The 16,095-nt window shown below is 49.0% G+C and carries 12 protein-coding genes; 5 read left to right on the top strand and 7 right to left on the bottom strand.

Annotated elements, in window-relative coordinates; all coding sequences use genetic code 11:
- The first annotated feature begins 76 nt into the window (after positions 1 to 76).
- Both Enr17x_RS13600 and Enr17x_RS13595 read left to right on the top strand, forming a co-directional pair.
- Entirely contained in the window at positions 77 to 1,783 is a 1,707-nt protein-coding gene (locus tag Enr17x_RS13600; RefSeq protein ID WP_145309557.1) for a hypothetical protein, read from the top strand.
- Between the two features lie 77 nt (positions 1,784 to 1,860).
- Entirely contained in the window at positions 1,861 to 4,044 is a 2,184-nt protein-coding gene (locus Enr17x_RS13595; protein ID WP_145309555.1) for a hypothetical protein, read from the top strand.
- A 109-nt stretch (positions 4,045 to 4,153) separates the two neighbouring features.
- Here the strand turns inward: Enr17x_RS13595 and Enr17x_RS13590 are convergent, their stop codons facing one another.
- Complete coding sequence (locus Enr17x_RS13590) at positions 4,154 to 5,593, bottom strand: bifunctional folylpolyglutamate synthase/dihydrofolate synthase (protein ID WP_145309553.1); 1,440 nt, start codon at positions 5,591 to 5,593, stop codon at positions 4,154 to 4,156.
- A gap of 205 nt (positions 5,594 to 5,798) precedes the next feature.
- Between Enr17x_RS13590 and Enr17x_RS13585 the strand changes: the two genes are divergently transcribed.
- A complete protein-coding gene (locus Enr17x_RS13585) occupies positions 5,799 to 6,287 on the top strand; it encodes a DinB family protein (RefSeq protein ID WP_145309550.1) in 489 nt (162 codons plus the stop codon).
- Positions 6,288 to 6,453: 166 nt separating this feature from the next.
- A complete protein-coding gene (locus Enr17x_RS13580; protein ID WP_145309548.1) occupies positions 6,454 to 6,786 on the top strand; it encodes a hypothetical protein in 333 nt (110 codons plus the stop codon).
- 24 nt (positions 6,787 to 6,810) lie between these two features.
- Here the strand turns inward: Enr17x_RS13580 and Enr17x_RS13575 are convergent, their stop codons facing one another.
- The 6 genes from Enr17x_RS13575 to Enr17x_RS13550 form a co-directional block, all read right to left on the bottom strand.
- Positions 6,811 to 8,022: an AAA family ATPase gene (locus Enr17x_RS13575; RefSeq protein WP_145309546.1), complete on the bottom strand. Its 1,212-nt coding sequence runs from the start codon at positions 8,020 to 8,022 to the stop codon at positions 6,811 to 6,813.
- 87 nt (positions 8,023 to 8,109) lie between these two features.
- Positions 8,110 to 9,885 (bottom strand): type II and III secretion system protein family protein, encoded by a 1,776-nt coding sequence (locus Enr17x_RS13570; protein WP_145309544.1) that lies wholly within the window; start codon positions 9,883 to 9,885, stop codon positions 8,110 to 8,112.
- Between the two features lie 153 nt (positions 9,886 to 10,038).
- The gene (cpaB, locus tag Enr17x_RS13565; protein ID WP_145309542.1) at positions 10,039 to 11,085 is read right to left on the bottom strand and encodes a Flp pilus assembly protein CpaB; all 1,047 of its coding nucleotides are present in this window, start codon (positions 11,083 to 11,085) and stop codon (positions 10,039 to 10,041) included.
- 315 nt (positions 11,086 to 11,400) lie between these two features.
- Positions 11,401 to 11,952 (bottom strand): A24 family peptidase, encoded by a 552-nt coding sequence (locus Enr17x_RS13560; protein ID WP_145309540.1) that lies wholly within the window; start codon positions 11,950 to 11,952, stop codon positions 11,401 to 11,403.
- A 665-nt stretch (positions 11,953 to 12,617) separates the two neighbouring features.
- A complete protein-coding gene (locus Enr17x_RS13555; RefSeq protein WP_002649391.1) occupies positions 12,618 to 12,791 on the bottom strand; it encodes a Flp family type IVb pilin in 174 nt (57 codons plus the stop codon).
- A gap of 612 nt (positions 12,792 to 13,403) precedes the next feature.
- On the bottom strand, positions 13,404 to 14,852 hold the full coding sequence (locus tag Enr17x_RS13550) for a tetratricopeptide repeat protein (RefSeq protein ID WP_145309539.1): 1,449 nt from the start codon (positions 14,850 to 14,852) through the stop codon (positions 13,404 to 13,406).
- Between the two features lie 384 nt (positions 14,853 to 15,236).
- Between Enr17x_RS13550 and Enr17x_RS13545 the strand changes: the two genes are divergently transcribed.
- A complete protein-coding gene (locus Enr17x_RS13545; RefSeq protein WP_232101051.1) occupies positions 15,237 to 16,073 on the top strand; it encodes a glycosyltransferase family 2 protein in 837 nt (278 codons plus the stop codon).
- The last annotated feature ends 22 nt before the right edge of the window (positions 16,074 to 16,095 follow it).

The following is a 16,095-nucleotide window of genomic DNA, read 5'->3' as shown; positions in this document are numbered from 1 at the left end:
GACTGAAAAACACGACTCACTTTAAAATTGATTACGCGACTTTATACCTCTTGGGAAAAGAGCAGAGGACAACCCGATGGACAAATTAAAACCGATTCTTGTTCATAAATTCTGGATCATCCTGTTTATTGCTCTGCTGCTGCCTGTCATCGGCTGGAGCATGGCGACCGGCAGTCTGGCAAAAGAGATCGATGAGCGAAAATCCGCAATCGATAAAGCGTTCACTGACGCTCAGGTTGCTCCCAATCCACCTAATGAAACCTGGTCGACTGCTCTGAAAGAGATCAACAAGGAAAAGGAAAAATACATCGGCCAATCCCATAAATACCTCTGGGATAAACAAAAGAGCTTGTTCGTCTGGCCCTCAAATATCGCGCCCCTGATGAAGAACACGCCTTATCGTGGTGATATTTCGCGTGTTCCCCGCAACCTCTACCGAAGTGCCTACAAATTTGAAATCATGCGTGCCCACAAACTGGCCAATCCATTCAACCTGGAAGATGGAACCGGGACTGTTGATATCAGTCTGAATACCATCCCCCATGTTCCCATAAACAAATGGAAAACACTCCCTCCCACCTCAGAAGAAATGTGGGATGCGCAGGAAGATGTCTGGCTCGTCAGTTCCATCCTGAAAGCCATTGCAGAAGTCAATAAAAGTGCTGCCAATATCAGCGAAGCGCCCGTCCGACAGATCACAGTGCTTGAACTGCGCGGCGGTACGGTCGGTGATGACGGAAGCGCTCCCGCTGGCGACGGCGGTATGAGTGGCATGGACGGCATGGGCGACATGATGGGAGGAGGTCCTGGTGGATTCGGTGGAGGCCCTGCACGCGCCGGAGCGATGGGAGATGGTAGAGGCGGCACGATGCAAATTGATGTCGACATGGACCTGACCAAGATCTTTGGGAACGACGTGGATGGTTCTGCCGGAGGCGGTGACGATGGCATGGACGGCATGTCCATGGATGGTCCCGGTATGATGGGTGGTGGTTTTGGAGGCGGTCAGGGCGCACAAAACCTCAAACGTTACTACCATGATGATGAAGCACTTCCCTACAAAACCCGTGCTTTTTATCTCAAAGCCGTGATTCAATCTTCAAAACTCCCGCATCTACTGGCCCAGTTATCCAGTATGCCTTGGCCCGTGGAAATCGTCCGCGTTCAACGCGCAGACCTGTTTGATGATGACAAGAACCCTATTGCCACTCTACAGGGTGGGGGCAAAGGACGCCGAGGTGGTGCTGGCGGTATGGGAGCCGGCGGTGACTTTGGCACTGGCGGTGATTTTGGTGCAGCTGACTTTGGAAACCCTGCAGGGGGTGGTTCCGGATTTGCTGAAGAAGCTGGAGGACTACCGGGAATGGGACAGACACCAGGTCTCGGAAATCAAGGCCTGCGTGACGCCGCTTTAAGTGACCCGGAACTGGCAGTGGTGACCATTGCCGGACTCATGACTTTGTATAAACCGTATGTTCCTCCAGAAGGGGACATGATGGCGGAAACAGCAGGCGGTAACCCGCCCCCGGGTGAACCTGCTACGGATGCTTCCGCAACACCCGCTGATGGCACTAACGCCACTCCAGCCCCCGCCGCAGGAACAGAAGCAAACCCGGTGGAACCGGCCAACACTCCGGCTCCGGCAGCAGAAAATCAGCCTGCCCCCGCAGGTGATACTCCTGAACAACCAACAGAACCTGAGACACCAGCAGCAGGTTCCAATGCAGATAGCCCACAGCCTCCTCCGACCGAAGTAAAGTCAGAGGAACCGGCTAACCAATGATACAGGCTTACTGGAAACTGAATGTAATCAGCTAAAGTAAATTTTCATTAAACGGAGAAAGTCCCGTGAAGAACTTGATGTCCAATCTCAAAGGAATGAATTACAAAGAATTCGCAGTGAACCATGGCGAAAAGATCGTCCTGGGATTCGTTGCCTTGTTTGTAGTCTTTGCCATCTTTACGTCAAAGTGGACAACCGAAAAACGGACTCCGCTTGAATTAACTCAAAAGGTCGAGACCGCACAAACGCAGGTCAAAAACAGTCAATGGCCGGAAGAACAGCGGAAAGAATTTCTCAAAGACGATGATCTACGGGAAAAAGTTTCCGAGCTGATTGACAAAGGAATCGAAGTAACGAACTATCGGTTCTCGACCCCTCTTTCTGGACCAATCTATGCAAAGAAAGAACGTGCTAAAGAAGTCGACTGGTTAGCTGTAGAAAATCTGAAAGCGGACTACGACCGATTTATCATGATGACCCGGCCAATTAACGCGGCAATGGAAGAAGGAGCCGAAGGCTCTGGATCTGGTACTGGAGAAACCGAACCAGCTAAACCTGAAGAACCAGAATATGACCCCTTCAAAAAAAGAACCTCCGTTGCCGGCGCTGGCATGGGAGGCCCTGGCGGTTCAATTGCAGGCATGACCTTTGGCGCCATGCCGGAAGCAGAAATGATGGCCCCCGGTCCGGGTGGTTATGATCCCGGTGGTATGCCCCTTCCTGCTGAATTTGGAGCAAGTCCAGATGGGGCCATGATGGAAATGGGCATGAGCGGCGGCATGGCGGGACCAGCCCGTGAAGGGCGCGGCTTACGATTCATCGCCGTGCGAGGTGTCTTCGATCTGGCAACACAACAAGACAAACTGGAACGCTCCCTGGGTGATGCCGTCTCGCTGCAGAATATTCAGACAGGCAAAATTCTTGAGTTCCTCGATTTTGAATTACAACGCAAAAAAGCCATCCCTGGAAACGATCCCTGGGCCGGCGAGTGGGAAGACGTTGATATCGAAACTTCGATTGAGATCTTAAAAGAAAGTGCCGACTTCGACCCCGAAGTCGTCAACACCGGAATTACCGATCGCGTTTTCACAATGCCACTGCCCAGCCGAATCGCCGGGTTCTGGTATAAAGTCGCCACGCACCCACGCGTAGAAAATTTCACTCTCAGCCAGGAAGAAATTGAGCAGGAACTCGAATTCAACCAGCATATTCTGGATCAATACAAAAAAACCCATGCTAATGAGAGAGTCTTTAAGGAAAAACAAAAAGGATTTTCTACTTTGCAGTTGGGCATGCGTGAAATCCGCAACGACCTGATGTCCAGCGGACAACCAGAAGAAATGGACTCCGTCTACAATAACATGGCAAGTTCCATGCAGCAGATCAGACCTGGCGAAGAGCTGGATAAAAAGAAGTTCATCCAGAAATTGAAAGATAACGCCTCAGCTGCCGGCCGACTCCTGTTGTTCCGCTATTTTGATTTTGACTTGAATCCGGGTGAGACCTACAAGTATCGCGTCCGTCTTGTCGTGCGAAATCCGAACTACCAGCGTCCGATCGAAGAAGTGGTACTCCCTGCGGTCGCCGAAGGAGAAACACGAACCACTCCCTGGAGCAATGAAACGGCCGCCGTGACCGCCGAACAGGACGTCCACTATTATCTGCAAAATGTTCGTCCTCCTCGTGGCATCAACGGGACTACGGCTCAGTTTGAAGTCTTCCAGTGGTACCCGAAAACAGGGACCACAATCCACTCTGAGCTGAAAACAGCCGTGGGAGATGAAATTGGCGGAGAACAGTCTACAGAACTTTATGATGTTGCAAAAGAAGAATATGATGAGAAAGCAACAGTCGAGTTTGATACAGAAAACTACCTGGTCGATGCGATCCCTTCACCTTCCATCCGACTGGAAGATCATCCGGACTTGGACCTGCCAGCAAATACGCGGGGTCACTTACCGATTGATGCGGAAGCCATTATCGTAGACAATCTGGGTAACCTGAAAGCTTCACTTCCCCCAGCGGCTTCTCAATCTTACACACAAGCTAAGACCAAGTTTGATCGTGAACGCCAGAGTCTGGCCTGGGTCAAAGAAGCAGCAGAAGCGAGAGCCAGTGCCCCCACCGATGGTTTTGGCTTCGGCCCTGAAGGTGACGCTGCCTCTTCTGAATATTATGGGATCGACGCTGAAATGATGGGGCCCCCGAAAAAAGGCAAGAAGGGCAAACGTAAAAAGAATCCCATTCGCGTAGGACCATAATTACTGATTTGATAGAACCAGAAGGGAAGGGTAACTGTGGTTACTCTTCCCTTTTTTTACGTATTGCACAATCAGAGTTTCACGTTTTACCAGGCTGTCGACGCGCGACTTAGCAGGACTCGGTGAGCAAAGCTTCGTCAGTGGCGCCTAACAGGAGTTCGCGCATTTCCGCAGCAATAAAAAAGGAACCAGTGACACAAATCAAGGTCTCTGAGTTCGAACTCTCCCTGGCCCGCAACCAGGCATCAGCAGGACTGGTAGTGGAAATCACTTCGGTTGTGCTGCCTGATCCCTGTTGAATCGCTTGCGTAATCTCAATCAGTTCACCCACGGGAATACGGCGTGGATTAGAAAGATACTGAGTGAGAACGACTGTCTGAAAATGAGGCAACAGAGCCCCCAGCATTTCGTTTACATCTTTTTCTCGCGTCGCCGCAAAAATGAGCAACCGATTCTGCTGCGGGAAGCAGTCATCAATCGTTTTGATCAATGCATTGATCGAAGCGCCATTGTGCGCCGTATCAATAATCACTGTTGGATTCTTCTGCACGACTTCAATCCGTGCCGGCCATTTCAAATCAGCCATCCCTTTTCGCATTCGTTCGGTCTCGAGCGGGGTCCCCTCATGCCGAACATAGTCCAACGTTGCGACAGCCAACCCGGCGTTCGTCGCCTGATGCGCCCCCAGTAAACTGACTGGCATTTCTTCGATCACAGACCAGGGAGTCGTCACCGTTATACTTTGAGATGGCGTTTTTTCGATACAATGACTTGCGTCTTCCAATGTCGACTGCTTTCGCGTCGCTCCGCACGGTTCATAGAAAAAGTCCCGATTGAGCAGATAGAGTGGTGCCTGTCTTTCTTCGCATACCTCTTCAAGAACGGCAATCGCTTCTGGCTGAGTCACGCCGCTCAAGACTGGAATTCCCGATTTGATAATCCCGGCTTTCTCACGTGTGATCTTCTCAATCGTGTTGCCGAGCAGGGCGGTATGGTCGTAGCTGATATTGGTAATCACAGTCGCCAGTGGTTCGCAAACATTCGTCGAGTCCAGACGTCCGCCCAGCCCCACTTCCATCACTGCAAAATCGACCTGATTCTGCTTGAAATGCATCCAGGCTAATGCGGTGGTCAACTCAAAAAATGTGGGGATCATGTCGCCTACACCAAAATCAACCTGCATTTGATCCACCGCCTGCGAGAGCACAGTGACTTGATCAACCAGCTGCTCTGGTGCGATCTGCTTCCCGTCAATCAGAATCCGCTCTTCATACTTAGTGACATGCGGCGATGTAAACAGCCCCGTCCGATATCCCGCGGCAGACAACATTTCCGCAACCATGACTGAGGTAGAGCCTTTGCCTTTCGTCCCGGCAATATGAATCGTAGGCACACTGGACTGAGGATTCCCCAAGGCTTTCAGCAGCGCCTGCATTCTTCCCAACTTGAAGTCTTTGGTAGAATACTTGGTACTCCCCATGCGTTCATAATTGAGACGGCCAAAGAGAAAATCCAGGCTGTGTTGATACATTTCTGCCGAGACTCCCATGTCAGGCAGTTCCTTATATAATTGATGGATGATGCGATCGATTAACTGTCAAATGAGCCCGTCCAGCGAAATAGAGGACAATCTTCAGGCCAATTCGCGGATATTATAGCTAAGCACTTTTCGGATGTAGACCGTGAGATATACAATCAAGCAAAGATTTTCACAACTGTCAGAATCATTTAGCCACCTAAGGTGAACAGGTAATATGAGCATTGATACCGCGACCATCGGCCAGCTGCTGGAATTGAATCGAACGATGACATTGAAATTACTCGATGAAATCCAACAGTTTGATGACCCACAAAGTGCCTTGGCATATCGCCCCGGCCCTCAAAGGGCGCATATCGCCTGGCAAATCATGCATGTCGCGATTACCGAAGAATTGTTCGCCACAGACCGCCTTAGAAAAACCACTTCCCATCTGACAGAATGGTTCCCAGTCTACCAGAAAGGAAGTATCGCAGGCGAGGCGATTCCCACGGTTGAAACTATTAAATCCGTCCTGTCGGAGTCGCGTACCAATTTGCTGGATGCGATTTCTCAAATCGATGCAGCCGAGATGGAACAAATTCCCGCAGGGCTCCAGGAACGTGGCTGGACGAATCAAATGGCGTTACAAATTGTCTGCTGGCATGAACCCCACCATCAGGGGCAAGCTCATTTACTGCTGAATTCGTGGAAAGCAGAACAGTAGAAAAAAGCCTCCGTGAGACCTGTAATTACACATGCAGGGAGATCGCTCTTGACATTTTTTCAGCTTCGCCCAAAATATCCATTTCCTACATGAATTGAGCTGCCGCTTCAGACGTTCAACCTGACTTTAACAGTAAACAGGTACATCCGCTGAAGGATCTGTGATTATGAGTTCAATCAATCCCGGTTCTGTAAATCTCGCCAGTTCGTTTGCCGGTGCTCAACGAAGCGATGCCAGCGCAGACAAACAGAAAGCTGAAGCAGCGCAGCAGAACATGGCCATCGACCAGAAAGCGATGACCGACCATCAGCTACACGACGTTGGCGATGCAGACAAAGCGGGCGACAGGGACGCTGACGGCCGCATGCCGATGGGACACGATGAGGAAGAAGGACGCGGCGCCCAGGATGAATCGAACGAACAGGAAGCTGAAGAAGAACACCCCAAAGCCCCCGATGCAGAAGGAACACTAGGCACTCATCTTGACCTTGATGCCTGAAGGTCAGGGGAGCACCCCAGGTTCTTATTTGGAATTATTCAAGAATCCAAACAGGCTCTTCTTTTTTCGTGAGACGGAATCATCGCTCACCGAAACCGGTTCGCCGCCAACACTGCTCGCCAGTTCCATAATTGTTCTGGTCAGTTTCGCTTTTGGCGCCTGCATAACCAGTGGAACACCATTATTGCGTGATTCGACCATTGTGGCATAGTCATTCGGTATCTGGCAGAAGATATCGCGACCAATGGTTTCCAATGCTTTACTGATACTGATTTGAGTATCTTCCAACCCCAGACGATTCATCACCACTTTGATTTTATCAGATACGTATTCATTATTGTCAAAGAACTGGGAAAGACGAACGACATTTCGCAAGCAGGGCAGGTCCAGTTGTGCTGTCAGCAACACGGAATCTGAAAGCTCCATCGCCGCCATGTCGAGGCTGTTATACGATTTGCTGACATCTATCACCAGATGCGTGAATGTCGCTCGTAAGAGTGCGATAATTCGCTTGAGCACTTCGGTGGTGATCTGCACCGACATATCCATTTGAACGGGGCGGGGCAATAGAAACGCACCACAGCTATGTTTGGTTAATGATCGCTTCAATAAAGAATAGTCCAGTCTTGAAATATTTTCGGCGACATCCTGAATCGTATAATCCGGGATAATATCCAGCCAGACATCCGTATCACCCAATGCGAGATCCAGGTCGATGACGGCTACGCTGTTTCGCTCGTTGTTTGCCAGACAACAGGCCAGATTGATAGCCAGTGAAGTACAACCAACGCCTCCACTCACACCTGCCACCGTGATCACCTGACTGGAGCGAGGTGCACCGGGGTCGCCTTCGGCTTTCCCCGAGGTCATCTGAATTCGATTTAATGCAGCCAGGAAATCTTCCAGAACCAGCGGATAACCTAAAAATTCCTTAGCACCATTTCGCATCGCCTTTAAGATCAGGCTGCCTTCCTGCGAACTGCTGACCACAATCACATTGCAGGTCGGCAAATCACGAGTCACTTGCGCAATCAGGTTCAAGGCCATCTCCGGATTCGCATCCAGAGAAATCAAGGCGATATCAGGCTGGGTCTGTGAAACAACTTCCGTGAAGAATTCGTAACGACTACATTCTGCCTCAAGCCAAACCATATCGACACCAATCAGCATGTTCTTCAGCTCATTGCGGGTCGATTCATTCGGATCGATGATTGATAATCGAACTACTCCACTCATTAGATGATCACTTATTCTTAAGGTTTAAATAGTCTCTATTGTATTTTACTATTATCGAATCAGATCATGCCGACTTTTAATTTTTTTCTAACCACCCGGCGCAATTAGACCCGGGCGATCTCCGATTGGTTTACTCACGCTACTGGTCTTCTGTTTTTTCGGCTTGGGACTTGCAGGTTTCTGTTTTGCCTTCCACTCTTTTTTGGGAGGACTCGACAGATCGGGAACTTTTGTATTCACGGGAGTCTGAGCAGGCACCTTATTCAGTTTCTGCTGTTCCTGTAAATTTCTTACGTTTTCCGGTGATAAAGAAGGTTTCTTGATCACTTCAGAATGAATCGTTGGTGCTGGAGGTGCCGGCGGGATTTGTGATGCTGAGGCAGGGGGTAACACATTTTCCATATTCATCATTGCCTCAGGTCCAATCGGCCCTGGAACTGAATAGCGACACTCAGGACAATCGCTGCCGTAGCTGGGAACCTCCAGAACGCCATCCAAGTAGAGTTCGCGATCTGTTGGTGTCGCTGTAAATTTTCCGGGACCACCTGGAGGCAGTTGACCGGACTTCAAAGGCGAGACCAATTCGGGTGTAACCATAATAACCAGTTCCGTTTCACCTTCCGTGTATCGCACACGACGGAAAGCAGCTCCAATCACAGGTAGCTCTCCCAGGAAGGGGGTTTTCGAAGTCTCTGCTGTTTTCCGGCTGGAAATCAAACCGGCAATCACCATCGTTTCACCAAAGTTCATTTCGACGGCGGTATTCGCACGACGCACGGTTAACCCGGGAACGGTTGTCCCCGCAACCTGTACGGCATTGGAAAAATCGCGTTCACTGACTTCAGGCTGCACTTCCAGTCGTAAACGACCATTGCCCAGCACAATCGGAACCGCTTCCATCCTGACACCAAATTCACGCCATTCGATGGTCACTGTACCTAAACTTTGGGGAACCAGAATCGGAAATTCACCACCAGACAACAGGTTAGCAGGGCGACCGCTGGTCGTCACCAGTTCCGGCTCAGCCAGAATTTTCAATAAGGCTTCCTGTTTTAATGCTTCGATGAATGCCTGAAAGATACTCGAACTGTCGACCAGACCAAAACCGAGTGAAGTTCCGCTGATCAGGTTCTGCGAAGCAGTCACTGCCGGAGGTCCACCGAAGGGAACCGTAATCCCCGTAATCGGAACCAGAGTTCCGGGAGTACTGTAAGCATACCCGGACTGATTCAGGAACAACCAGTTGACGCCTAATTGACGAATCTTGGATCGCTGAACTTCCATGATCTTGACTTTCAGCAGCACCTGCTGCACACCAGCCAGCTTCATCTGATTCAACACGCCATTGGGGAAGAACTGCTCAGCAATTTCAACCATTTCCGTAATGGCTTCGGGCTCTGTAACCCAGCCACGCAGGACGACAGAATCCTGTACCTTAATCGCAGTTACGGAAGACTTGGGAAACAGCTCACGAAGATACGCCTGCAGGTGGCGTGCATCACCACTTACAAATGTCTCAACCGAAAAGACTTTACTGTCTTCATCAGTAATCACCAGCGTGGTCACGCCCGGAACCAGAGCCTGAACCCGGATCTCTCTGGGAGTGAGGGCAGTAATCCCCAGCACGGTGGGATCGAAACCATCCACGCGTTTGATCTTACCGGGAAACTTAAGAATCTTGGAAAACTTTTCCGTGATTTCCAGCTTCATCCTGTCCGCTGTAACCTGAACGATCGGCTCGCTTGCTCCGGGGGGAGCAGGCTGCTCTTCCTGCGAATACCCTTTTGCATTGATGAGACTGCAGACCAATGCGAAAAACAAAGGCAGACGATTCATTCTTAAGCAATTATCTAAGGCCAGCATCCTTGCCCCTTACTTTTTTAACAGTTAAGCCATTGAAGTTCGGAAAAACCATGCTCCAATTCACTTATTTAATTACATGATCCCATTCCGAGTCGGAATATTTTGTTCTGGCCCGCCCGCTGATTCTGCATTCGCCACAAGGGCAGGGCAGAATCAGTTAATCTTCTCTTTCTCTTTTTTGTTCGTAAACACTTCCCACAAATCTTTTAATGCCTCTTTTTGATCTTCCAGTTCTTCTTCAATCAGTTCGACTTCCTGGACGATCTTTTCTTCCCCGGCATAAACCTCAACCTGCCACATCGGCTTGACTTCTTCCAGCTCTGGCTCCACTTCTGTAGAGGTCATTTCCTGCGGCCCCTGTTCTTCGTCCAGAAACTTTTTGGCTGAGCCGCCTTTGTCTTTTTGAGCCAGTCTTTCAGGTTTGTCTTGTTTCACATCTCCTTCTGAGTTGTCTTTGTCCTCATCCAGATACTCGCTGCCTTCAATTGAAAATACTTCCGCCAGTTCATCATCGTCAAATTGAACGTCTTCCGTATCCGAATCATCAGAGGCAGCTCTCAAAGCCAGATGAACCTCCCCCTTTTTCTCGGCCAGCTTCAGAATCGCTCCTTCTCTGGGAGAAAGTAACAAGGAAATATTCTTGGATTTCACCTGGTTACTGTCTGTCCCCCCCACATCTGTTAAATTGTCTGTCGCAAAAATCTTAACGCGTTCCAGAATGACTTTGGTAATCGTTGACATTCCCCCCTGTGGCTTTCGTGCCGTGAATGTCACATAAACGTCAACAAAGTCCCCCGGAAGGATTAACCCACTGTGCGTTTTGGTCATATCCACTGATGTCGTAAAGACCCGTTTCCCATCTGGAATCTCCACAGATGCCCCACGCACCCCTTGTTCACTGAGCTTGGCTTTCATCACGATTTCGCCAGGAACAGCCCGGGTTTTAATAGAGCGATCTTTATACTCTTCCAGTTTGGTAACAGAGCCTTCCGGCACCTGGTCGATTGGCCATGACTTGAATTTCACGTTGGACTCAGTCAGAGGAGTACCAGGAGCGATCTCTGCAATTGTCATCAGAACATTTGCAGTCTTGACCGGTTCCTTTTTTCCATCTTTACTGAGAACTTGCCTTACGCCCAACATCGCAACCAGACCACAGCCGACTGCAACTACCAACATCATTAACGACTTAGCTTTCATATCTGTCACCCGTCAAAGAGAAACAAATCAAGTGACTCTCCTGTCGGAAAACAGCCTTACCTCTTCTTAGAGACAACTGCTGTTTACTGAAGTGCCAGACCTGATTTTGTCCTGATCTCTCAGGGTTAACAGAAAGAAAATTCTGCCATCATAGTCAACATCGGCACTTCGAGAGTACTTGCTTCAATTTATAACGATTTTATCGTTTGGAATAATAATTCTGGTTACGGCGCCCCGAAGGGCGCCATAACCGATAACCCGCACTTGTTGTATTTTTTCTATTTTCCCATTAAACTTATTCGATCCGAGCCTTACTTACAGTAAGCCGGCATAGAAAAAGTAGGCAATGGATCCAATGCAGATGGGAATCCCATAAGGCAGAAGATACATGGTCGGCTTTCGGTCTTTTGCGATTCGAGACAGTTCACGTGGATTCTTGACAGAACGCCATTCATCCAGAATCATGATGGCCTGCCCCAGGTGTTTGTAAAAGCTCTTACGGTAGAGCACCATGCCTACAGCCATAATTGCCCCCACGACAGTCGTGACACAAAATGCATAGAAGGTAATTTTCACACCCAACCAGGCACCGATGCCTGCCATCAGTTTGACATCACCGGCTCCCATACCACCCACGCTGTACAAGGGAAGTAACGTTGCCAGTCCGACAACCATGCCGAGCAATCCCCAACCCAGGCCTGCCAGCCCGCCGGTCCAGGTCATATAGACCAGTCCGGAAAGGACCATCGGGTAGGTAATCCAATTTGGAACCCGCAGCTCTTTTCCATCGATGTAAGCAGCGTAAATCAAGACGATGGAAACAAACTTAACATGCCAATTCTCGAGAAGTATCTGTTGCCAATCCATCAATCTGGCCTTTCTTATTCAATCTTGTTGAAATGCGTTTCGTTGCATTTCCTTGGGGATGTTTCTTGTATGAAGTCATAATTCAGGACTGGTTCAGAATGCGGAAAGAACCAAGACGACCAGAGCTGAATCATTTTACTTTTGTATTCTTATTATTCAGTTTAGGTCACAAGCAGAGCAGAGCAGGGAATATCTTGCAAAATTATGCGTTTTTATGACAACCCGGTTAAAGCACTCTGGGTTGTGTATAATTCCGGCGTCATCTGTCTCAGACAGACTAGTGGAATATCCATTTTTAAATTTCGGATTAATGGATATCATGAGAGTGCGACAACGGAGCACGTAAACAACACTCCCCCCTCAATCTCCAGCTGGACGAAGCACTAGCAGCGGCTACATGTTAGAAGCGATGTAAACCAGGCAATGACGGGAACGATCAGCATGATCAGCTCCAAAATCGCACTCGCCGGGGCATCAATGCAGAAAGGAAACATTCTGCTCTCTCCTCTAAAATAAACAGTGATATGAAACACGCTTCGGGTAATACCAGGAAATCAAAATTTTGCAACTCGTCGTTATCGAATCGATTACGCGAGAAAACGCCCAGCCGAACGGTTCGACTGGGCGAATTACACGCAATTTTGTTGCGAGGCAACTAACCACTATTAGGTCAATGCATCACGAACAGCTTCGAATTTCGCATTCGCGTTTGTACCGACAGCCTGAATAGCAGTCAGACAAACAATCACGATCAGAGCAAGCATCACAGCGTATTCAACAGCTGTAGGACCATCTTCTGAAACCAGGAAATTCTTGATGCTCTTTGTCAGATTCTTCATTGTTGTTGCTCTCTTTCTTTCCAATTGGAGTCGACTCATGAACCACATGTATCGACACAAAACAACCAAGCTATGGAAGAGGTAACACAGCGTGCCCGCATCTTCTCACAACTCACCCGAAACATTTGCTTCTCTGAGTTACATCCTCAAATGAAGCGACCAATATGCCCCCTCTTTAGTAGAGCAAAATTCCTGCACTCCCATCAGAACTGCAGAAAAGGTATTGGAGATCTTAACGTTTCATAAAAACGGAACCGTGTTCCGAAATAATGTTTTTAAATTGCTAGCACACACTCATTTGATGTTTCTCAATGTCATGTGCTGACACATAAAAGTAGGTCACGGGTTGAGACAGTCAAGGAGAGATACAAAAGATTTTTTGATAAAAATGACGCGTTCTGAAAAAGAAACACTCAAGTGCCCGCAAACTCTATGAAATCCGAGAACTGAAAGCATGATGCAAAAAAACAACATCCCCTTTTTTTCACGACGTCCCATCCAAAAACAGCAGACGATGCACAGGCTTGTGTATTCTGAGCACTCAAACAACGTCTTTTGCAAGAGAAATTCTGCGCAGTCAGAGCGGAATAACGGGGGATCAAAGCGTCCCGTTTATTTCAGGCGTTCCCATTCCTGAATCTTCTGTTCCATTCGCTGACGATCCAGTTCATCAGGATTCGTATCCCGCAGCGCCCGCTTGATGATCGCAATTGCGCGCTCCGATTCGCCCTGGCTGTGATAGCTGTTTGCCAGTTGAATCTGTACGACAGGCAGCTGAGGCACCTGCTGCGACGTGTAGCGCCATAACGAAAGGCCGTCCTTCCAGATCGTCAGGTAACGCTCTGTCAGCAGACTGTACCTGGTTAATAAAAACAGAACCAGCACACCGAAAATACCTGGAACGAGGTATCCCGAAATGGGTTTGGGACTCAGCAGAGGTTTCAGGATTCGTACCCGCAGTAATTCCAAAAGCTGCAAACACGCACTAAACAGAAGCGCAAAAAACGGAATGCAGGGTAGATAGAGATAGCGATCATTCATCAATGTAGTGATCGGAAATAAGTTGAGTACCGGGATCAATAACAGCACAAACGTGGCACCCGCAAACAGAATCAAAGGCTGCCGCTTGCCCATCCGCACGAACAGTACAGCTGCTATCAGCCAGACACCAAACGAAATTATGATATTCAGACTGATTCCTGAAGTAGGCGGATCGTAGAGAACAGATCGCGCTTCAGGCCAGAGCAGCATCTGGATGTATTTCGACATGATCACGGTATCAACCGAGAGGATTTCCAGCTTGCTCATCCCGAAGTGATCGCGTACGCCTCCCAGTTCGCTGGTTTGTGCCAGCATGGTGATCACCAGCAATAGCAGGGCACAGCAACCGGGAAAGATCTGCCGTTTCACTGCTTCCCGGAACGGCACTTTTGCCACCCAGTAATCAAAGCAGAAGACAATCGCAGGCACGATCACCGCAAGTGCTTTGGAAAGTAGTGCAAAAACAAAGCAGAGAAACCCACAGGTATTCTGCTCTAAAGTGCGATCTTTCCGTAGCCAATACCAGAGTGATGCCAGAATAAATGCACCGGACAACAGGCCTTTACGCGAGGAAATCCAGACTACAGTTTCGACCTGGACCGGGTGAATCGCAAATACTGCTGCCGTGGCCCAACCAATCAGACGATTTTGAGTCAACCGGGTGACGAGCAGGAAGACCAGGATCGAATTCACCAGATGCAGAAGAATATTCGTCAGATGGTAGCCGCCGGCCCACATCCCGTACAAACTATGATCGACCAGAAATGAGAACACCGTCAGCGGTGCGTAATTCCGGGTGACCACCTGAGTTGCAATTTTCTGCAGATTATCCGGATCCCAACTCTTCACCAGGGGATTGTGAATCACATACCAGGGATCATCCCAATTGACGAAATCAAAGCTGATCGCAATTCCAAAACTGATCAACACCGTCAGCCCCAATGAAATAATGGGAACTTTCTGGTTCCTGATCGCCTGAAATAATTGCCAGGGCAATGTTTGCTGGTTTTGATTCGTCATAATTCTGTTCCATTTTCTCTCAGGGCGAAACAAAAAGAGCCCTGCGTATTCTTAACATAGGTCGTAGATGGATTTCCGCTGATTCTTTGGAACGATTGATGATTAATTGAAACATCTATCACAGAACCAGACACGATAGTCGACACAATCGTTCCAATCGGAATCAGTGTGAAATGAGATCAGGCTTCCCCATTCTCCTTGTGGAATCAATTGATTCTCTGTTTCGTTCTGTAAGCTAGTCTTTTCGATATCGATTACCGATCGACAACTCAAAGAATCAACAACTTGAATTATTTCCCGGAGACTGCCGTGCTGGAATCCATATCACCAAGCTCGAATTACCAATTAGCTGAACCTGTCGTGGCCCCTGATAGTGCGGAGGCCATGTCACAAGTTCGAAACCTGGAGCCATTGCTTGAGGAAATCGAACGTGCCAGTGCGCCAGTGGGAAAGACCATCGTGGTAATGCCTGCCTATAATGCAGCACCGACTCTTTTGAAAACTTTGTCCGACCTGCCGAGTGATGTGGTGGATGAAATTATTCTGGTGGATGACGGCAGCACCGATGGCACCGTTGACCTGGCTTTGCGGGAAGGGCTCACCGTCATTCAGCATAAGCAGAACCGAGGCTATGGCGGTAACCAGAAAACCTGCTATGAATATGCACTGAATCACGGAGCAGAGTATGTTGTGATGCTGCATCCCGACTATCAATACGACAGTCGTGTCGTGGGTATCGCGGTTCAGTTACTCAAGCTGGGCATCTGCGATGTGGTGATGGGATCGCGCATTCGAACCCGCCAGGAAGCACTGGCTGGAGGCATGCCGGCCTGGAAATACATCGCCAATCGCTTGTTGACGATCACAGAGAACGTCGCGCTTGGCCAGAATCTGGGAGATTTCCACAGCGGATTTCGCGCTTATCGCAGAGAAGTTCTGGAAACCATCCCGTTTGAACAGAATTCAGACGACTTTGTGTTCGACAGCCAGTTCCTGGCACAATCGGTTTACTTCGATTTCCGTGTCGGCGATATTCCCGTGCCGGTCCGTTATTTCCCGGAAGCATCGAGTATCAATTTCCGACGCTGTGTCAAATACGGTCTGGGAACCCTGTCTGTCCTGGTACGCTACTGGGCACAACGCCTTCGAATTCGTCCTTCGAAAATTTTCTTCAGCAAGAAAATCGAATCCGAAGCCGATAATCGCGTGCAACTGCAATAATCGCATTTACCTGCGGTATCGA

The organism is Gimesia fumaroli (genome assembly GCF_007754425.1).
Taxonomy (GTDB): Bacteria; Planctomycetota; Planctomycetia; order Planctomycetales; family Planctomycetaceae; genus Gimesia; species Gimesia fumaroli.
This window is presented reverse-complemented; position numbering and strand designations above follow the sequence as displayed.